Origin of the sequence: Gordonia amarae NBRC 15530, from assembly GCF_000241345.1 — a bacterium.
Taxonomy (GTDB): domain Bacteria; phylum Actinomycetota; class Actinomycetes; order Mycobacteriales; family Mycobacteriaceae; genus Gordonia; species Gordonia amarae.
On the sequence record NZ_BAED01000065.1, the window covers coordinates 18,797 to 38,242 of the forward strand.

Annotated in this window: 17 protein-coding genes; 14 read left to right on the forward strand and 3 right to left on the reverse strand. The window is 67.5% G+C overall.

Annotation, left to right across the window (positions count from 1 at the left end; translation table 11 throughout):
* Positions 1-160 precede the first annotated feature (160 nt).
* Positions 161-955 (forward strand): acetoin reductase, encoded by a 795-nt coding sequence (locus GOAMR_RS19780; protein ID WP_040515905.1) that lies wholly within the window; start codon positions 161-163, stop codon positions 953-955.
* 69 nt (positions 956-1,024) lie between these two features.
* On the opposite strand, the gene GOAMR_RS19785 is transcribed toward GOAMR_RS19780, so the two are convergent.
* Both GOAMR_RS19785 and GOAMR_RS19790 read right to left on the reverse strand, forming a co-directional pair.
* The gene (locus GOAMR_RS19785; protein WP_005192152.1) at positions 1,025-3,193 is read right to left on the reverse strand and encodes a 3-hydroxyacyl-CoA dehydrogenase NAD-binding domain-containing protein; all 2,169 of its coding nucleotides are present in this window, start codon (positions 3,191-3,193) and stop codon (positions 1,025-1,027) included.
* Positions 3,194-3,226: 33 nt separating this feature from the next.
* Positions 3,227-4,438: an acetyl-CoA C-acetyltransferase gene (locus GOAMR_RS19790; protein ID WP_005192154.1), complete on the reverse strand. Its 1,212-nt coding sequence runs from the start codon at positions 4,436-4,438 to the stop codon at positions 3,227-3,229.
* A 128-nt stretch (positions 4,439-4,566) separates the two neighbouring features.
* Here GOAMR_RS19790 and GOAMR_RS19795 point away from each other — a divergent pair, with 128 nt between their 5' ends.
* On the forward strand, positions 4,567-5,742 hold the full coding sequence (locus GOAMR_RS19795; RefSeq protein ID WP_005192158.1) for a TetR/AcrR family transcriptional regulator: 1,176 nt from the start codon (positions 4,567-4,569) through the stop codon (positions 5,740-5,742).
* Positions 5,743-5,778: 36 nt separating this feature from the next.
* A complete protein-coding gene (locus GOAMR_RS19800; RefSeq protein WP_005192160.1) occupies positions 5,779-6,861 on the forward strand; it encodes an adenylate/guanylate cyclase domain-containing protein in 1,083 nt (360 codons plus the stop codon).
* 13 nt (positions 6,862-6,874) lie between these two features.
* On the opposite strand, the gene GOAMR_RS19805 is transcribed toward GOAMR_RS19800, so the two are convergent.
* A complete protein-coding gene (locus tag GOAMR_RS19805) occupies positions 6,875-7,489 on the reverse strand; it encodes a TetR/AcrR family transcriptional regulator (protein WP_005192163.1) in 615 nt (204 codons plus the stop codon).
* Between the two features lie 315 nt (positions 7,490-7,804).
* On the opposite strand from GOAMR_RS19805, the gene GOAMR_RS19810 reads away from it, so the two are divergent.
* The 11 genes from GOAMR_RS19810 to GOAMR_RS19860 all read left to right on the forward strand — a co-directional run bounded on the left by GOAMR_RS19810 (position 7,805) and on the right by GOAMR_RS19860 (position 19,373).
* Positions 7,805-8,518 carry an MlaE family ABC transporter permease gene (locus tag GOAMR_RS19810; RefSeq protein ID WP_050942818.1) on the forward strand — a complete coding sequence of 238 codons (714 nt, stop codon included), beginning with the start codon at positions 7,805-7,807 and terminating at the stop codon, positions 8,516-8,518.
* Between the two features lie 3 nt (positions 8,519-8,521).
* Complete coding sequence (locus GOAMR_RS19815; RefSeq protein ID WP_005192169.1) at positions 8,522-9,373, forward strand: MlaE family ABC transporter permease; 852 nt, start codon at positions 8,522-8,524, stop codon at positions 9,371-9,373.
* Between the two features lie 5 nt (positions 9,374-9,378).
* Positions 9,379-10,545, forward strand: coding sequence for an MCE family protein (locus tag GOAMR_RS19820; RefSeq protein WP_005192171.1), 1,167 nt, complete (start codon positions 9,379-9,381; stop codon positions 10,543-10,545).
* The gene (locus GOAMR_RS19825; protein WP_005192173.1) at positions 10,542-11,582 is read left to right on the forward strand and encodes an MCE family protein; all 1,041 of its coding nucleotides are present in this window, start codon (positions 10,542-10,544) and stop codon (positions 11,580-11,582) included. The genes GOAMR_RS19820 and GOAMR_RS19825 overlap by 4 nt, the downstream gene beginning before the upstream one ends.
* Positions 11,583-11,620: 38 nt before the next feature.
* Positions 11,621-12,625 (forward strand): MCE family protein, encoded by a 1,005-nt coding sequence (locus GOAMR_RS19830; protein WP_244427459.1) that lies wholly within the window; start codon positions 11,621-11,623, stop codon positions 12,623-12,625.
* Entirely contained in the window at positions 12,622-13,878 is a 1,257-nt protein-coding gene (locus GOAMR_RS19835; protein ID WP_005192177.1) for an MCE family protein, read from the forward strand. The genes GOAMR_RS19830 and GOAMR_RS19835 overlap by 4 nt, the downstream gene beginning before the upstream one ends.
* Positions 13,875-15,035, forward strand: a complete 1,161-nt coding sequence (locus GOAMR_RS19840) for an MCE family protein (protein ID WP_005192179.1) — start codon at positions 13,875-13,877, stop codon at positions 15,033-15,035. Before GOAMR_RS19835 ends, GOAMR_RS19840 begins: the two co-directional genes overlap by 4 nt.
* On the forward strand, positions 15,035-16,405 hold the full coding sequence (locus GOAMR_RS19845; RefSeq protein ID WP_005192182.1) for an MCE family protein: 1,371 nt from the start codon (positions 15,035-15,037) through the stop codon (positions 16,403-16,405). The genes GOAMR_RS19840 and GOAMR_RS19845 overlap by 1 nt, the downstream gene beginning before the upstream one ends.
* Positions 16,372-16,881, forward strand: coding sequence for an Rv1363c family protein (locus GOAMR_RS19850; protein ID WP_138943826.1), 510 nt, complete (start codon positions 16,372-16,374; stop codon positions 16,879-16,881). Before GOAMR_RS19845 ends, GOAMR_RS19850 begins: the two co-directional genes overlap by 34 nt.
* Positions 16,878-17,660 (forward strand): hypothetical protein, encoded by a 783-nt coding sequence (locus GOAMR_RS19855; RefSeq protein ID WP_138943827.1) that lies wholly within the window; start codon positions 16,878-16,880, stop codon positions 17,658-17,660. The genes GOAMR_RS19850 and GOAMR_RS19855 overlap by 4 nt, the downstream gene beginning before the upstream one ends.
* A gap of 66 nt (positions 17,661-17,726) precedes the next feature.
* Positions 17,727-19,373 carry a GMC family oxidoreductase gene (locus tag GOAMR_RS19860; protein ID WP_005192187.1) on the forward strand — a complete coding sequence of 549 codons (1,647 nt, stop codon included), beginning with the start codon at positions 17,727-17,729 and terminating at the stop codon, positions 19,371-19,373.
* Positions 19,374-19,446: the final 73 nt, after the last annotated feature.

The window sequence follows — 19,446 nt, forward strand, 5'->3', positions numbered from 1 at the left end:
TCCCGCTTATAGGTTTTCGCGATATCCGATAAGCGGGACGAAGTTTGCGACGCGGGAACACCGTTGCAACGGGTGGCAACCCTGTTGTACCGGCGGGTAGGGGCCTAGCGTCCGGGGCGTCAGAGAGCGGATGGACGACGTGAAGGAGCGTGGCGACGACATGAGCACAACAGGACGGCCGATCGAGGGCAAGGTGGCATTGGTGACGGGGGCGGGGCGCGGCATCGGCCGGGGCATCGCGTTGCGGCTCGCCCGCGACGGCGCCGACCTGTGCCTGGTCGACCTCAGCCTCGACGCGGTGGCGGGGGTATCGCAGGAGGTGGTCGAACTGGGCGTCAAGGCAACGACTTTCGCCGCCGATGTGAGTGATCGGGATCAGGTGTTCGCGGCCGTCGACCATGCGGCGTCGGCGCTCGGCGGGTTCGACATCATGGTCAACAACGCGGGCATCGCGCTCGTGGAGTCGGTCGCCGATTCGACACCCGAGCAGGTGAACAAGCTATGGGCGATCAACGTCAACGGCACCCTGTGGGGCATTCAGGCCGCGGCGGCCAAGCTGATCGAACTCGGTCACGGCGGCAAGATCATCAACGCCTCGTCGATCGCCGGTCACGACGGCTTCCCGATGCTGGGCGTGTACAGCGCCAGCAAGTTCGCGGTGCGCGCCCTCACGCAGGCCGCCGCAAGGGAACTGGCCGACAGGCAGATCACCGTCAACGCCTACTGCCCGGGCGTCGTGGGCACCGACATGTGGGTGGAGATCGACAAGCGTTTCGCCGCCCTCACCGGTGCCGCCGAGGGTGAGACCTATGACAAGTTCGTCTCCGGCATCGCCCTGGGCCGCGCCGAAACCCCCGACGACGTGGCCGGTTTCGTCTCGTACCTGGCCGGCCCGGATTCGGACTACATGACCGGCCAGGCCGGCCTCATCGACGGCGGTATTCTCTTCCGCTGATTCCCGCGGCAACGACAACGCCCCCGACCGGACAGATGTACCGGGCGGGGGCGCTGGGGTCAGATCAGGTCAGTACTTCTCACCCTTGGCGGCCTTCTCGACGAGCGAGGCCGGGGGCTCGAAGTGGGCGCCGTACTTGGACGCCAGGTCGCGGGCGCGGTCGACGAAGCCCTGCAGGCCGCCTTCGTAGCCGTTGATGTACTGGATCACGCCACCGGTCCAGGCCGGGAAGCCGATACCGAAGATCGAGCCGATGTTGGCGTCGGCCACCGAGTTGAGCACACCCTCGTCGAAGCACTTGACGGTCTCGAGGGCCTCGGCGAAGAGCATGCGCTCCTTGAGGTCTTCGAGCGGGATGGTGTTGCTGCCCGACTTGAAGTGGTCGCGCACACCCTGCCACAGCAGGCCGCGCTTGCCGTCCTCGTAGTTGTAGAAGCCGGCGCCGTCCTTGCGGGAGGCGCGGCCGTTCTCGACCATCCAGTCGACGACGTCGTACGAGGCGTGGGGCGGTACCTCGATACCGGCGGCCTCGGCCGCGGCGACGGTCTCCTTGCGGATCTTCTGCATCAGGGTGAGCGTCAGCTCATCCGAGAGCTGCAGCGGCGGCGCGGGGTAGCCCGCCTGCGAACCGGCCTGCTCGATGAACGCCGGCTCAATGCCCTCACCGACGGCCGCGAGGGCCTCGTTGATGAAGGTGCCGATGACGCGGCTGGTGAAGAAGCCACGGCTGTCGTTGACCACGATCGGGGTCTTGCGGATCTGCAGCGTGTAGTCGATGACCTTGGCCAGCACCGCATCCGAGGTCTTCTCACCCTTGATGATCTCCACCAGCGGCATCTTGTCGACCGGCGAGAAGAAGTGGATTCCGATGAAGTCTTCCTGACGCTTCACACCGCCCGCGAGAAGCGTGATGGGCAGGGTGGAGGTGTTGGAGCCCAGGATGGCGTCGGGTTCGACGATGTCCTCGATCTCGGCGAACACCTTGTTCTTGACCTCGACCGACTCGAACGCGGCCTCGATCACCAGATCGACACCCTTGAAGTCCTCGGCCTTCTCGGTCGGGGTGATGCGGGCCAGCAGCGCGTCGGCCTTCTCCTGGGTCAGCTTGCCCTTGGCAACGGCCTTCTCGACCAGCTTCACCGAGTAGCCCTTGCCACGCTCGGCGTTCTCCAGGGTGGTGTCCTTGAGGACGACCTCGATGCCGGACTGCGCCGACACGTACGCGATGGCCGCACCCATCATGCCGGCGCCGATGACGCCGACCTTTTTGGCGGTGTACTTGTCGTAGCCCTGCGGCCGCGAGCCGCCGCCGTTGATGTGCTGCAGGTCGAAGAAGAACGCCTTGATCATGTTCTGCGCGACCTGACCGGTCACCAGCGACACGAAGTAGCGGGTCTCGATCTCGTCGGCGGTGGCGACGTCGACGTAGGCGCCCTCGATGGCGGCGGCCATGATGGCGCGCGGGGCCGGCATGTTGGCGCCCTTGATCTGCTTGCGCAGCAGCGCCGGGATGGCGGGCAGGTTGGCCGCGAACTTGGGGTTGGTGGGCTCGCCGCCGGGGATCTTGAATCCCTTGACGTTCCACGGCTGCTGCGCGTCGGGGTTGGCCGCGATCCATGCCTTGGCGGCGGGGATCAGCTCGTCGACGCCTGCGACGACCTCGTCGATCAGGCCGATCTCCTTGGCCTTGGCGGGCTTGAAGCGGGTGCCTTGCAACAGGACGCTCATCAGCCCGTTCTGGATGCCGAGCATGCGCACGACGCGCACGACGCCGCCGCCGCCGGGCAGCAGGCCGAGGGTGACCTCGGGCAGGCCGATCTGGTTGCCGCGCACGTCGGCCGCGATGCGGTGGTGGGTGTGCAGCGCGATCTCCAGGCCACCGCCGAGGGCGGCACCGTTGATGGCGGAGACGACGGGCTTTCCGAAGTTCTCCAGGCGGCGCAGCACCGCCTTCATGCCGTTGGTGGTGGCGGTGATCCGGGCGGCGATCTCCTGCTTGGTCTCGGTGTGCTCGGCGGTCATGTCCTTGAGGTCGCCGCCGGCGAAGAAGGTCTTCTTGGCCGAGGTGATCACCACACCGGTGATGTCGTCCTGTTCGGCTTCGAGGCGGTCGACCGTGGCCGCCATCGAGGTGGTGTAGAGGGCGTTCATCGTGTTGGCGCCCTGGTTGGGATCGTCCATGGTGAGCACGACGATGCCGTCTTCACCCTTTTCCCAACGGATCATGTTGTCACTCATTGTCTTTCAAGATTCCTTTTCGAAGTCCGCGGGTCAGAGACGCTCGATGATGGTGGCAACGCCCATGCCGCCGCCGATGCAGAGGGTGACCAGGCCGTAGCGGCCGCCGGTGCGCTCGAGCTCGTCGAGGCAGGTGCCGAAGATCATCGCACCGGTCGCGCCGAGCGGGTGGCCCATGGCGATGGCGCCGCCGTTGACGTTGACCTTCTCGTGCGGGATCTTCAGATCCTTCATCCACTTCATGACGACCGACGCGAACGCCTCGTTGAGTTCGAAGACGTCGATGTCGTCGACGGTCAGGCCCGCCTTCTTCAGCGCCAGTTCGGTGGCCGGGGTGGGGCCGGTGAGCATGATGGTGGGCTCGGAGCCGACCTCGGCGAAGGTGACGATGCGGCCGCGCGGGGTGAGACCGTTACGCTTGCCGGCCTCTTCGCTGCCGAGCAGCACCAGGCCGGCGCCGTCGACGATGCCGGAGCTGTTGCCGCCGGTGTGCACGTAGTTGATCTTCTCGACGCTCGGGTACTTCTGCAGCGCCACGTCCTCGAAGCCGGCCATCGCGGCCATCGCGGCGAACGCCGGACGCAGCTTGCCGAGGCTCTCGACGGTGCTGCTGGGACGGCGGTGCTCGTCGTTGTCGAGCAGCACGACGCCGTTCATGTCGCGGACCGGGACCACGGACTTGGTGAAATAGCCGCTGTTCCATGCCTTTTCGGCACGAACCTGGGATTCGGCGGCGTAGGCGTCGACGTCCTCGCGGGAGAAGCCCTCGATGGTGGCGATCAGGTCGGCGCCGATGCCCTGCGGCACGATGTAGTGGTCGTACGCGGTGGTGGGGTCGGTGAACAGCGCACCGCCGTCGCTGCCCATCGGCACGCGCGACATCGACTCGACACCACCGGCGAGCACCAGGTCGTCGAAGCCGGAGGCGACCTTGGCCGCGGCGAGGTTGGTGGCTTCCAGGCCGGAGGCGCAGAAGCGGTTGATCTGGGTGCCGGGCACCGTCTCGGGCAGCCCGGACAGGATCGCGGCGGTGCGCGAGATGACCGCACCCTGCTCGCCGACCGGCGAGACCACACCGAGCACCACATCGTTGATCTCGGCCGGGTCCAGACCACCGTGGCGGGCCAGGACCTCGTTGATCAGGCCGGACGCGAGGTCGACAGGCTTGACGCTGTGCAGCGATCCTCCGCGCTGTTTGCCACGGGGCGTACGGATCGCCTCGTAGATGAATGCTTGATCGGCCACGTTCTGGTTCCTTTCACACGAACAGTGGGTGATAACGCTCCCCAGACTAACGCTGAATAACTTATTTGGCTATACCCGGTGGTCAACATCTTTTGAGACCCGATCTCGTGCGCTATGGTCGATTCACCATGACCGAGCAGACCACGCCGCGGCGCACCCGGCCCGCAGACCGCAAACGGCAGTTGGCGACGCTGGCGGGCACGATGTTCGCCGAGCACGGGTACGCCCACGTGTCCGTCGCCGACATCGCCCGTGCCGCGGGGGTCACGGCCCCGTCGGTGTACCGGCATTTCGCCGACAAGCAGGCCCTGCTGGTGGCCGCCGTCCTCGCCGGCGGCGACAAACTGCAGGCCTGCACCGACCGCATGCTGGCCCGGCCGGACTGCTCCCTCGACGACCTGGCCGCCGAACTCGCCGAGCTCGGCGTCAGCTACCCGCAGACGGTGTCGATGTGGCGCGCCAACAGCGCGTTCCTCACCGAGGAACAGAACACCGAGATCCTGCTGCGCACCCGCGAGATCATCGAACGCTGGGGCGCGGTGATCCGCGCCAACCGGCCCGAACTCGGCGACCGGCCCGCGGTGCGGCTGGCGTGGGCGGTGCTCAGCGTGGCCGGCAGCCTCACCGTGCACCACACCAAACTCAGCAACACCCGCGCGAAAGCCGCACTGCACGAACTGATCTCACGCACCCTCACCCTCGACACCGATACCGCGCCGCCGTTCACCGCCCCCGCGCTGCCACCCTCGGGCGACCGCAACCGCCGCGACGAGATCCTCGACGCCGCGAGCGAACTGTTCGCCGACCGCGGTTACACGGCCGTCGGCATCGACGACATCGGCGCGGCCGTCGGCATCTCCGGCCCGAGCGTGTACAACCACTTCCCTTCCAAGCTGTCCATCCTGGTGTCGATCGCGCGGCGCAGCGCCACCACCCTGGAGGCCGGGGTGATCGCCGCGTACGCCCGCACCGACAAACCGCTGCCGCTGCTGCGGCTGCTGGTCGATTCGTACGTAGCGGCCATCACCACCAGACCCGACCTGATCGTGGGTTTCCGCAGCGCCCGCATCCTGGCCGCGCAGACCGACACCGCCGAACATCTCGACACTCAGCGCCGCTACGTGCGGCGATGGATCGACCTGCTCCGCCAGGTACACCCCGAGCTGTCTTCCGAGGAGGCCGCGGTGGCCGTACACTCGGCGCTGTCCATCGTGAACGACGCCGTCGGCATGCGCCGGGGTACCGGGCGCGACGAGTTCACCGCCGAGATGGCGTACCTGATGAAAGGCGTCCTGGGCGTCTGAACGGGGCGCCGCCGGTGGCCGAGAAAGGTGTTGTGGGTGTCTTCTGAGCGTGCCGTTCCCGACTCGCGTCTGGCCGCCCGGCGCGCCGCCGACAGGCTCCGGCGCAAGGAGACCGAACCCATCGAGGACGTCGACACCCAGCGCCTGCTCGTCCCGCCGCCGCTGTACAACCCGGCGCCGAAGTACACCCGCGACGAGCTGGTCGCCGTTCTGGGAGTGCTGCCCGAGGACGCCGGCAAGATCTGGAACGCCTTCGGTTTCGCCAAGTACGACACCCCCGAGAAGATCTTCTCCGAGGCCGACATGGAGGCCTTCCGGCTGTTCGTCGGGCGCGATTCGTGCCTGTCGATGCGGTCGCAGATCGCCGCCGCCCGCGCGATCGGGCAGATGACCACCCGGCTGGCCGACTGGCAAGCCGAGCAGATCGCCGAACTCGCCGCCAATCCCCGGTTCAACCTGCCGCTCACCGACGCCATCGAGGCCCTGTCCCACCTGCAGACCCTTATCTGGCGCCGCCACCTCGACCTGAATCTGCGCCAGGACATCGAGCAGTCCACCGATGTGGAGGTCGACACCGTCGTCGGTTTCGTCGACATCGTCGGCTACACCAGCCTGTCCCGGCGCATCGCCCTCTACGAGCTCGAAGACCTGCTCGAAGGTTTCGAGGAGAACGTGCACGAGGTGGTGGCCGCCCACGGTGGCCAGGTCATCAAAACCCTCGGCGACGCGGTGATGTTCACGGTGCCGTCGGCGCCGGAGGCGGCGGTCATCGGCACCTCTCTGCAGGCCCTCGCCGACGACGACATCCTGCCCGCGATCCGCGTCGGGCTGGCGCGCGGCCATGTCCTGTCCCGCCTCGGCGATGTGTTCGGCGAGCCGGTCAACATCGCCTCCCGCCTGTGCGGTTCGGCCTATCCCGGCACGGTCCTCGTCGACGAGATCCTGGCCGCAGATCTGAAGGAAGCAGATCTCAAGGCCGACAACACAGACGCGTTCCGCATCCGCTCTATCCCGCCGCTGAGCGTCCGCGGCTACCGGCGCCTCAAGGCGTTCAATGTGGAGCCGGCCAAACCCCGAAAGAGCCGCAGGCGCAAGCACTCCGACGACGAGACCGAGTGACCGGCGACCGCTGTCAGCCAGTGGCGGTCGTGATGACCTTCTCGACGCCGGGCCGCATCCACCGATTCAGGTAATCGCGCAACTCCAGTTGGTCCCTGCGCTTTCCGCGGGAACGCCCGATCGCATCGATGATGTGCAGCGCCCACTCGGCGAGTTCGGCGACATCCTCGATGCCCAGACCCAGTGCGCGCCAGTCGACTCCGCAGCTCTCGAGCAGGTCCACGGCGAACGCCACCGAGAGTTCGTCGGTGATCGATCCGGTGAACACGCCAGTGGCGGTGCCCTCGCCGACCAGGAAACCCACCACCTTGTCGTCGCGAATGATCTCGGCGCCGATCGCCGCGAGTTCGACGACGACGCCGGCCGGGTCATCGAGTTCGCGGACGCTCAGCAGCATGTCGTACATGCGACGGCCGGCATCGATGGCAACCGCGGTCAGCAGCGCCTGGGTACTCGGGAAGTAGCGGTACACGGTCTGCCGGGTGACCGACAGCCTGCGGGCGACCTCGCTCAGCGACAGCTGCGGATGCTCGCTGTCGGCGATGGCATTGCGACACGCCTCGATGATCCGGACGCGCGCCTCGTCGTCGTCGGCCGGTAGTTCGCCGCCCCATCCCGTCCTGCGCACCGCCGCCCTCTCCTGCCGCTTTGACCCGTTTCACGCGATCTGCCCCGTTCACGATCCTCCCTGTAAGGAGACCTGCCGGAGGAAAAAATCGCAACTTGAACATACAGACGCACGCATGGTTGTATGTTCACTTGAACACACACCCACACGCATAACTGTATGTTCAGATTTCCGCCGATCGGCAAGGAGGCAGCGATGGCCGGAGTGCTTGACGCACCACCCCGCGGCGCTGTCCGGTCGCAGTTGCGACGCACGGTGACCACCGGCCGCAAACGTCTGGCCGCCGGACTCGACGGCGCCGGCCACTTCTACGCGATGTCGCTGGACACCTTCCGCTACACGTTCTCGCGGCCCGTGCAGGTGCGCGAGTTCGTCGATCAGGTGTGGTTCATCGCCCGGGTGTCGACGTTCCCGACGGTGCTGGTGGCCATCCCGTTCACGGTGCTGGTCACCTTCATCCTCAACATCCTGCTGCGGGAGATCGGCGCCGCGGACCTGAGCGGTGCGAGCGCCGCGTTCGGCACGATCACGCAGATCGGGCCGATGGTCACGGTGCTGATCGTGGCCGGCGCCGGAGCCACCGCGATCTGCGCCGATCTGGGGTCACGCACCATCCACGACGAGATCGCCGCCCTGGAGGTGATGGGTGTCGACCCGGTGAAACGGCTTGTGGTGCCACGGGTCTGGGCGTCCGCGTTCGTGGCGGTGCTGCTCAACGGCCTGGTGTGCACCATCGGCATCGTGGGCGGTTTCGTGTTCTCGGTGCTCTTCCAGGGCGTCAACCCGGGCGCGTTCACCGGCAATCTCACGCTGCTGACGGGCCTGGCCGAACTGGTGATCGCAGTGGTCAAGGCGGGTCTGTTCGGGCTGTTCGCCGGGCTGGTGGGCTGCTACCGCGGGATCACCGCGCGCGGCGGGCCGCAGGGTGTGGGCGAGGCGGTCAACGAGACCGTGGTGTACGCGTTCATCGGCCTGTTCGTGGTGAACGTGCTGGTGACAGCCGTCGGCGTGAAGGTGACGGGTGGCTGAGTCATGGCACTGATCGGATACGACCGCCTGATCCGGGGCCGCCGCCAACTGAGCGCCGCGTCGTCCGCGATGGATCAGCTCGGCGAGCAGATGCACTTCTTCGTCGACACCGTCCGCCACGTCCCCACCGCGCTGCGCCACTACCGCAAGGACGTGCTCCGACTGATCGCCGAGATCGGTATGGGCACAGGTGCTCTCGCGGTGATCGGTGGCACCGTGGTGATCGTGGCGTCGCTGACGCTGTTCACCGGCGGCACCATCGCCATCCAGGGCTACAGTTCGCTCGGCGACATCGGGATCGAGTCGCTGACCGGCTTTCTCGCGGCCTTCATCAATGTGCGCGTGGCCGCCCCGGTGGTGGCGGGGATCGGGTTGTCCGCGACCATCGGCGCCGGCTCCACCGCGCAGCTCGGCGCGATGCGGATCGCCGAGGAGATCGACGCCCTCGACTCGATGGGCATCCGGCCCCTGCCCTATCTGATCAGCACGCGGCTGATCGCCGGCACCGTCGTGATCATCCCGCTGTATTCGGCGGCGGTGATCGCCTCGTTCTACTCGTGCCGGTTCGTCACGGTCACGGTGTTCCACCAGTCCGGCGGCCTCTACGACCACTATTTCCGCACGTTCCTGCAGCCCGGCGATCTGCTGTGGTCGTTCCTGCAGGCGATCCTGATGGGCGCCGCGGTCATGCTGGTGCACACCTACTACGGCTACACCGCCTCCGGTGGTCCGGCAGGTGTCGGCAAGGCGGTGGGACGTGCCGTGCGGACCTCGCTGATCGTCGTCGTATGTGTGACGCTGCTGATCTCCCTGGCCGTGTACGGCCCCACCGGCAACTTCCATCTCTCCGGGTAGGGCACATGACCACCACCCACCCCAAAGCCTATGCCGCCGCGCTGATCCTGATCCTGGTCGCGGTGATCACCGTCGCGCTGCTGTCCTTTCGCGGCACCTTCACCGCCACCGAACCCGTGTCGGTGATGAGCACCCGTACCGGGCTGCTGCTGGACACCGGCGCGAAGGTCAAGTTCCGCGGCCTGGAGATCGGCCGGGTCACCCGCGTCACCCCGGAGGCCGGGCAGGTCCGGCTGACGCTGGCGATCGACGAGTCCCGGCTGCGGTCGATCCCCGGCGACGCCCGGGTATCGGTCGTGTCCACCACGGTGTTCGGCGCCAAGTACGTCTCCTTCGTCGACCCGCCCGCCACCGACGGCTCCCGGCTGCGGCCCGGCGCCACCATCAACGCCGACAGCGTGACCGTCGAGATCAACACCGTGTTCCAGAACCTGACCTCGGTGCTGGGCCAGATCCAGCCGGAGAAGCTCAACGAGACCCTGTCGGTGCTGTCCACCGCGATCGGCGGCGACCGCGGTCGCAAGCTCGGCGAGTCTGTCGACATCTACGCCGACCTGGTCAACCGCCTGCACCGCAACCTGCCCGCCGTGCGCGAGGACATCGACCAGACCTCCAGGGCCGCCGGGGCGTACGCGCCGGCCACCCCGAAGATCATGTCCGCGCTGACCAACCTGTCGACCACCGCCAAGACCCTGACCGACGAGCAACGGAACTTCGACCTCATGCTCACCAATGTCACCGGCCTGGCGACCACCGGCACCGCCTTCATCAATACCAACGCCGAATCAGCTTCCCGCGCACTCGATCTGCTGCGTCCCACCACGGCACTGTTCCAGACCTACAGTCCCGCACTCACCTGCCTCATCGAGGGTATGGACATCCTGCTGCAGAAGGGCCTGCCGTCACTGGGCGGCGCATCGCCCGGTATCCGGCTGAGTGTGTCATTCCTGCAGGGGGTTCCGCTGTACGGCTACCCGGAGAACCTGCCCAAGGTGAACGCCAAGGGCGGCCCGCACTGTATGGGTCTGCCCCGGATTCCCGTGGGCACCAAGGCCAAATACCTGGTCACCGATACGGGCGTCAACCCGTTCGCCGGTGAACCGAAGACATCGCAGTGGCACACGGAGGATCTGTTGACCATGCTGCTGGGCCGGCCGAAGGGCGCACGATGAGCAGGGGCCACGAACGCCGCAGCATGGCCGTCCCCGTCAAGGTCGGCGTGTACACGGTGACGATGCTGCTGATCCTCGCGGCGCTCATCGTGGTGTTCGGCGATTTCCGCAACACCAAGACCACCGGCTATTCGGCGCTGTTCGCCGACGCCTCCGGCCTGGCCGAGGGCCAGAATGTGCGTGCGGCCGGAGTCCCCGTCGGCAAGGTGACGGCGGTGACCCTGCGATCGGACGCCTCGGTCAAGGTCTCGTTCAGCGTCGCTACGGCGCGGCCCCTCGACACCCGCACCGAGGTGGCCATCAAGTACGAAAACCTCACCGGCGACCGCTATCTGGAGATCTCCCCGGGAACCACCGGCCCGGCGCGACGGCTGGCGGCCGGCGCGATGATTCCGCGGACGCGCACCTCCCCCGCCCTCGATATCGATTCCCTCGTCGGCGGCTTCAAACCGCTGTTCCAGTCGATCGACGCCGACGACATCGACGATCTCACCTCATCGCTCATCGCCGTCCTGCAGGGGCAGGGTGAGATCACGGGAGAGCTGTTGCAGCACCTGAGCTCGCTCACGTCGACTCTGGCCGATCAGGATTCGGTGATCGGTGACGTGGTCGACAACTTCAACACCGTGCTCGGCACCGTCGATGCCAACCGCACGAAGGTGTCGACGGCCGTCGTCGATCTCGAACAACTCGTCCACGAGTTCGCCTCCCGCCCCGACCCGGTCGGTGCGGTGCTCACCCGGCTGCAGCAGGCCACGCTGTCGACATCCGGCCTGCTCTCGCAGATCCGCCCGGACCTGCACGCGTCGGTGACCGAGCTCAACCGGCTCGCCGGCAATCTCGACGCGGACAAGGGCGAGCTCGGCAGGGTGATCTCCTCGCTGCCGGGGGCCTACAAGCGGCTGGCCCGGATGGGCGCGTACGGGTCGGTGTTCCAGTTGTACGCCTGCGGGGCCACCCTGCGCCTGAGCGATCCGAACGGCGAGAACATCGACATCCCGCTGCTCGATCAGACCGTCGGGAGGTGCGCGCCATGATCTCGCGCAAGGGAACCGAGCTCCCCACATTCAGAGAGATGCCCAGACGCCGGGTCGCGGCGATCGGTATCGGGATCACCGTGGTGCTGGTCCTGGTGGGACTGTTCTACGACCGCATCCCCACCTTCGGTGGCGCCGACTCCCACGAGGCGTACTTCGCCGAGATCGGCAGCCTGCGCCCCGGTGACAAGGTGCAGATCTCCGGTGTCGACGTGGGCAAGGTCAGCGATATCGCGTTGGCCGGCGACAAGGTCCGGGTGTCGTTCACGGTCGACTCGCCGGTCAACCTGGGCTCGGGCACCCGCGCCGCGATCGTCACCACCTCGGTGCTCGGCAAAAGGGGCCTGCGGCTCGAACCTCGTGGTGCGGGAAGTCTTGGCCGGGAGCCGATTCCGCTGGACCGCACCACCGCACCCTATTCGCTGACGGACGCGCTCGACGACGCCGGCCGGACGCTGGGCAAGGCGGATGCGACCAAGATCGACGGGGCACTGCGGGCCGTCAACGACGTCCTCGACCACGCCGCACCCGAACTCGGCCCCGCCCTGCGCGGCGTCGGGGACCTGTCGAAGACGATCGGCAGCCGCGACGAACAACTGCGCACCCTCCTCAAGCGCAGCCGCAGCGTGACGACGATCCTCGCCGACCGCGGCAAGCAGATCAATCAGCTCGTCCTCGACAGTGCTTTTCTGTTGCGGGAACTGGGAAGCCGGCGTGACGAACTCACCCGGCTGATCATCGGGGTGCGTTTCCTGGCGAAGCAGATCTCCGCGACCATCACCGAGAACAACGCGGAGATCACTCCCGCCCTCACCAGGCTGCAGTCGGTCCTGAACGTTCTGGAGCAGCAGAAAACCGCCATCTCCCAGGCCATTCCGGGACTGCGGAACTTCTCGATGTCGCTCGGCGAGTCGGTGGCCACCGGACCGTTCTTCACCGCATTCACCGCCAATCTGGTTCCGGTGATCTACTTCCAGCCACTTGTCGACGCCCTGGTCTCCGACGCCGACAGAACCACAACAGACGGTCGAGGCGGACGATGAGCCTTTTCTCCGGCACACGCGGCACCATCCTCGCGCTCACGTCGGTCCTCGTGGTGGTCGCGGTGGCTATGGGCCTGTGGTGTGGCGGTTCCCGCGGTCCGAAGGACTACCGGATCACCGCGCACTTCACCTCGTCCACCGGCATCTACGCGGGCGACGAGGTGACCGTTCTCGGTGTTCCGGTGGGCACCGTCGACAAGGTCGAACCACGTGCCCTCGACGTGGTGCTCACCCTGCGCGTCAAAGGGAACGTGACGCTGCCGGACAATGTGGGCGCTGCGGTGGTGGCGCAGAGCCTGGTGGCCGGCCGCACCGTCGCCCTCACCCCCGCCTATACCACCGGCGCCACACTCTCCCACACGGCGTCGATACCGCTGGGCCGCACCACCGTTCCGATGGAATGGGACGACATCAAGAACGCGCTGTCCGACGTCACCAAGGCCGTCGGCCCGCACGGCGACGATCCGGGATCGGCTGCCACCCTCGTCTCCACCGGCGCGGATGCGTTCGCCCCGAACGCGCAGAACGTCAACGACACCATCGGCCTGCTGTCGAACGCCATGTCCACCATCTCCGACGGCCGCGCCGACCTGTTCGCGGTGGTCCGCAACCTGCAGGTGTTCGTCACCGCGATGCGCGGCAGCAACGACCAGGTCGCGCAGCTGCACCGCAACCTCGCGACGGTGACCTCGGTGCTGGGCGACAACCGCAAGACCCTGGGCGAGGCGGTGACCGCCGTCGACTCGGTGCTCACCGATGTCACCGGTTTCGTGGAGCGCAACCGGGACAAGCTGTCGGGCAGTGTCGCCTCGCTCACCACGTTGTCGCAGGTGCTGGCCGATCAGCGCACCAATATCGAGGGCATCATGCATCAGGCACCGACACAGGTGGTGAACTTCTACAACATCTACAAGCCGGCCCTCGGTGTGATGACCGGGGTGTTCGCCGCCCCGAACTTCGAGAACCCGATCCACGCCGTGTGCGGTGGTCTGGCGTCGGTGGGACAGCCGAACAGCCGCCGCGCCGCCGACCTGTGCGTGCAGCATCTCGGCACCTATCTGCGGACGCTCACCACCACCTACCCGAATATCCTCACCAGCCCGTCGCGGTCGAGCTTCTCCGATCCGGGCCAATTGGTGGAAAGCGTGCCCGGCGTGCTCGATTCGGTCCCCGGAATCACCGGGGCGCCGGCCAGACGCACCACGGTCCCCAAGAGTCTCCGGTCGCTGCTGCTCGGGGAGGGATCCCGATGAGACGCCGGATCGCCTGTCTCGCCGCGCTGGTCGTGGCCGTGCTGTCGGTGGCCTCCTGCGGCTGGCAGGGCATCGAGTCGGTGCAGATGCCCGGCGGCGCGGGCCGCGGCGACGGCGCGTTCAGCGTGGTCATCGAGATGCCCGACGTCACCACGATCTCGGTCAACTCGCCGGTCCTCGTCGGCGATGTCGAGGTCGGCCGGATCACGTCGATCACGTTGCGGGACTGGCACGCCCGGGTCAAGGTCCGCGTCAACGGCGGGGTGGACCTGCCCAAGAACGCCACCGCGGCCATCGGGCAGACGAGTCTGCTGGGTTCCCAGCATATCTCGCTGTCGGCCCCGAAGGACGGCGCGGACCCGGCCCGGCTCGCCGACGGCGACGTGATCGGGCTCGACCGGTCGACGCAGTATCCGACCACCGAGCAGACGCTGTCGGCGTTGTCGGTGATCGTCAACGGCGGTGGGCTGGCCCAGGTGGGCGATATCGTGAACGGCGCCAACGAGATCCTCGGCGGCCGCACCGACCGCATGCGGACGCTGCTCACCCAGCTCACCACGCTCACGACCACCATCGACCGGCGTCGCACGGCGATCACCACCGCGCTGTCCGGACTCGACAGGATCGCCGGTTCGATGGCCACCGAGAACCAGGCCCTCGACACCTCGATCTCCCGCATCACACCCGCGGTGAAGCAGTTGTCGGAGCGCCGTTCCCAGCTCGACGACGCGCTGACCTCCCTGGACCGGTTCGGCACCGCCGCCAACAGTCTCATCACCCGCAGCGCCGCGGATCTCAAGGCAAACTTCGCGTCGCTGCACCCGACCCTCAAGGCGCTCGCCGATACCGGCAAGTCGCTGACCAACTCGCTGGACTTCATGTTCACGCTGCCGTTCCCGATCAGCAGACTTGACCGGGTGGTGCGCGGTGACTTCGCCAACCTGTATGCGCTGCTGGACTTCTCCGTGCCCCGGGTGCGCTCGGATCTGCTGCGGGACACCCCGCTGGGCCGCACCCTGGCCGGCCCGACCGGGGTCCTGGGCAAGAATGCCGGCACCGCGGCCGACCGGTCGGACCCCCGGACCGACCCGATCACCCGGGCTCCGGCCAAGAAGAAGACGACGAAGAAGACGGCCGCACAGCGGGGAGGTCGCTGATGCGCACCAAGATCCGGGTACAACTGGCGCTGCTCACCATTCTCGCGGTGGCCGCGGTGTCGGTGATGGCGTTCGGCTATCTGCGGATTCAGGACTACGTCGGGATCAACAAGATGACCGTCTCGGCCGAACTCCCCGAGGGGGCGGGCCTGTACACGCGCGCCAACGTCACCCTGCGCGGCCACACGATCGGCCACGTCGAACGGCTCGACCTCGGCACCACCGGCGTGGTGGCCGTGATGCAGCTCGATGACCGCCGCATCCCCCGGAACGGGTTGCGGGTCAACGTGCATTCGATGTCGGCCGTCGGCGAGCAGTACATCGACCTGGTGCCCACCACCGAGTCCGGGCCGGGCCTGTCCGACGGCGATGTGCTCCCGGTGTCGGCGGCATCCATTCCGGCGCAGGTGGGTCCGCTGCTCGATCAGGCCAATCAGCTTCTCGCCCAGATCCCGCAGGGCAGGCTCCGGGCGATGATGGATGCGATGTTCACCGCGTTCAGCGGTACCCAGGAGGATCTGACCAGCCTCGTCGATTCGACCCGCGCCATCGCCGACGAGGTGCGCAAGAATCCCGACGGGATAGAGACGCTCGTCAAGCAGCTCAGCCCGTTCCTGGCACCGCACGGCGAGTCCGCCGACGAGATCACCACCTGGGCAACGCAACTGTCCTCGGCCACCGCGGAGATCCGGAGCAAGGACGACGCGGTACGGCGCATCATCGCGAACAGCCCCAAAACCGCCGCGACCGCCCAGCAATTGCTGGAGAAGCTCAGCCCCACCGTTCCCGTCCTGCTCACCAACCTGGTGAGCCTGGGCCAGGTGGCGCTCACCTACAACGCCGGTATGGAACAGATCCTGGTGCTGATGCCGGGCATCATCGCGGCCATGCAGACGATGGTCAACCAGGGCGCCAAGGACCAGTCGGCCACCGCCTCGTTCCACACGATGTCGCTGCCGATCTGCACCACCGGCTACGTCCCGGCCACGCAGCGGCGCACCGCCGCCGACGTCGATATCATCCCCACCCCCGACGGCCAGTTCTGCTCCATCCCGCAGAACTCCCCCGTCGCGGTGCGCGGCGCCCGCAACCTGCCCTGCATGGATGTGCCCGGCAAACGCGCCCCCACCCCCGAGGTGTGCCACGGCGGGCCATACGTGCCCAAGGGCCCGCTGCCGTCGAGCACCGACGGCTCCGGACAACCCGACAAACAGGGTCTGGCCGGTGCGCTGCTTCCCGCCGCGTACGACCCGAAGACCGGCGCCTACGTGACCGCCGACGGCAGCGTCCACCGGCAACTGACCATCACCCCCGCCACCGGAAAGGGAGGAACCTCATGGGAAACCCTCATGCTGGAACCCGTACGTTGACCCGCACCCGGCTCGCCACAGCACTCGCCGCGCTCGGCGCCGTCGCCGCGATCGCGTTCGGCGGCTACCAGCTCTGGCAATCGCACCGGCTCGACGAGCGTGACGACCTGCGCGCCGCCTACATCGACACCGCCAAGGACGGCATCCTGCGGCTGACCACGGTCCGGTCGTCCTCCGCTGACGCCGACGTCAAACGCCTGCTCGCCATCACCAGCGGCGACTTCCGCACCCAATTCGCCTCGCGGACAGAGTCGTACAGCAAGGTGGTCAAGGACGCGGCGGTGACGTCGAAGGGCACCATCATCTCGGTCGGCGTCGAACGTTTCGACGACGACACCGCGACCCTGCTGGTGGCCGCGCACTCGGAGATCACCAACAAGGGCACGACCGCCCCCGAGACCCGGGACTACCGGTTCCGGGTGGTGGTGACCAACGGTGACCCGCAAACGATCTCGAAGGTGGACTTCGTACTGTGACAATGCATAAGAGCGGGACGACCATCAGCCTGGGCCGTATTGGCCGGCTCACCCTCTCCCGACCCGACCGCACGGACACCCTTCCCGACGATGTGGCGGATGAACCGCAACCGGAGGGCACCGAACCGGAAGCCCCAGAGGACTCCGAACCAGTGGACTCCGAACCAGAGGACTCCGAACCAGAGGACTCCGCGCCGGAGGAGACCGATGCGCCGGAGGAGACCGATGAGTCGGCCGCCGATGATCCGGAAATCGCTGCGCCGGACGATGATTCGACTGGTGTACGCACTCAACGCCGCAGGCTGCGATTCGCCGCCGCCGCCATAGTCGCCGTCGCCGCCGCCGCCATGCTCGTCACCGGAATCATCCTCGCCATCAACAACGGCCACCGGGACGACATCCGTTCCGCGAGCGGCCCGCTGAAGAGCGCCGTCGCCGGCACCGTCGTCTCGATGCTGTCGTACGACCACAAGACGGTGGCCGACGACCTCGCGAAGGCCGATCCCGGCCTGACCAAGGAGTTCCGCGAGGAGTACACCAAGCTCACGAAGGACACCATCGTGTCTGCGGCCCAGGAGAAAAAGGTCATCACCAAGGTCACCGTCGTCGGCAACTCGATCATCGAGCAGAGCGCCGGCAAGGCCAAGCTGCTGCTGTTTCTCAATCAGGTGACCACCACCGCGGAGAATCCCGATCCGACGACCACCGGCAGCCGCGTCGAGGTGCAGGCCGTCCGATCGGGTGACCACTGGCTGGTCGACTCACTCCGACCCGTCTGATCCACTGCCCCCCTTCAGATTCCGAAAGTACTCCCCTCTCAGCATCCATCCGATCGGAGATCGAGAATGCCACGACCCTGGCCACAGGACACCATCACCACCGAATCCGACTATGTCGTCGTCGGATCCGGCAGTGCGGGAGCGATTGTCGCGCGCCGGCTGGCCGACAGCGGCGCGAGCGTCACCCTCATCGAGTCCGGCCGTCGGCTGCACGGGCCGCTGGTCACCGTTCCCGGCATGTGCGGCGCCATCCATGCCGCCACCGCCATCCAGCGCCTGGTCACCTGGCCGGCCCGGTCGGCCCCGCAACGACACATGAACGGCCGCAGGCTTCCTCAGTCGCACGGCAGGGCGGTCGGCGGTGGCAGCGTCGTCAACGGGATGGCTTTCGTCCGCGGCAACCGGCAGAACTACGACGACTGGGCGGCGTCGGGCGCCACCGGCTGGGGATTCGACGACGTGCTGCCCGCGTTCCGGCGGTTGGAGAGTTTCGAGGATGGACCGAGCGAGTTGCGCGGCGGTGACGGCCCCATCGCGGTCGAACGCGCCGCCGGACTGGCACCGGTGACCCGCCAGTTCATGTCGGCGCTGGCGGACACCGCGGGAGTGCCGCTCGACAACGACTACAACGGTGCCGACCAGGCCGGGGTGTCGGCGCTGCAGCAGAGCATCGGGTCCGGACGCCGGTCCGGTACGGACCGCGGCTATCTCGCGGACCTCCCGCGGAATCTGCGGCTGCTCACCGGCGTCACCGCCTCCCGGGTCGTCGTCGAGAACGGCCGCGCCACCGGCGTCGAGGTGGTGAAGGGCAGGCGTGGCCGGCCCGCCGGGATCGTCCGGGCCGCGCGCGAGGTGATTCTCAGCGCGGGGGCGCTGGGCTCACCCCGGCTGCTCATGCTCTCGGGTATCGGCCACGCGCGCCACCTGCATGAGCACGGTATCGACGTCGTCGCCGATCTTCCGGTCGGCGACAATCTGCACGACCATCTGTTCGTGCCGCTCTCCTATCACGCGCCGAGCGGCCGACGGGCCTCCCCGGTGAGTTTCGCCGGTGCGCTGGCCCGGGAGATGGTCGCTCCCCGTTCGACCTACATGTCGCACACCCTGTTCGAGGCGGTCGCGTTCGTGCACAGCGGCCTCCGAGATATCGGCATCCCCGACCTGCAGATGTTCATCCTCCCGCTGAGCTACCCGGAGAACCAGGACGAACCGGGCCTGCATCTGGCCGACGACTCCTCACCCGCACTCTCGCTGCTGCCCACCATGATCTATCCGGAAAGCCGTGGCACCCTGCGTCTTTCCTCATCCGATCCGTTCGCCGCGCCGATCATCAACCCGAATTATCTGGCCGAGACCCAGGACCTGGACACGCTGGTCGCCGGCATGGAACTGGTGCGGGAGGTCATCGGCCACAAGGATGTCCGGGGCGCGGTGGGCACCGAGACCATTCCCGGCGCCTCCTGCACCGGAAAGGGATTGGCCGATTTCGTGCGGCGCAACGCATCCGGGGTCTACCACCCGGTGGGTACCTGCCGGGCGGGCACCGACGAACGGGCGGTGGTCGATCCGCAGCTCCGGGTCCGCGGCATCGACGGCCTGCGGGTGGCCGACGCGTCGATCATGCCGAGCATCGTCGGCGGCAACACCAACGCCGCCGCGATGATGATCGGTGAGCGTGCCGCCGAACTGATCACCAGCCGCGTACCCGCCTGAGGCACACCCACACCTTCTCCCGGAGGCCACCCCCCGCCGGTTGAGGCGCGAGGCCCCCGCCCCCCGCCCCCCG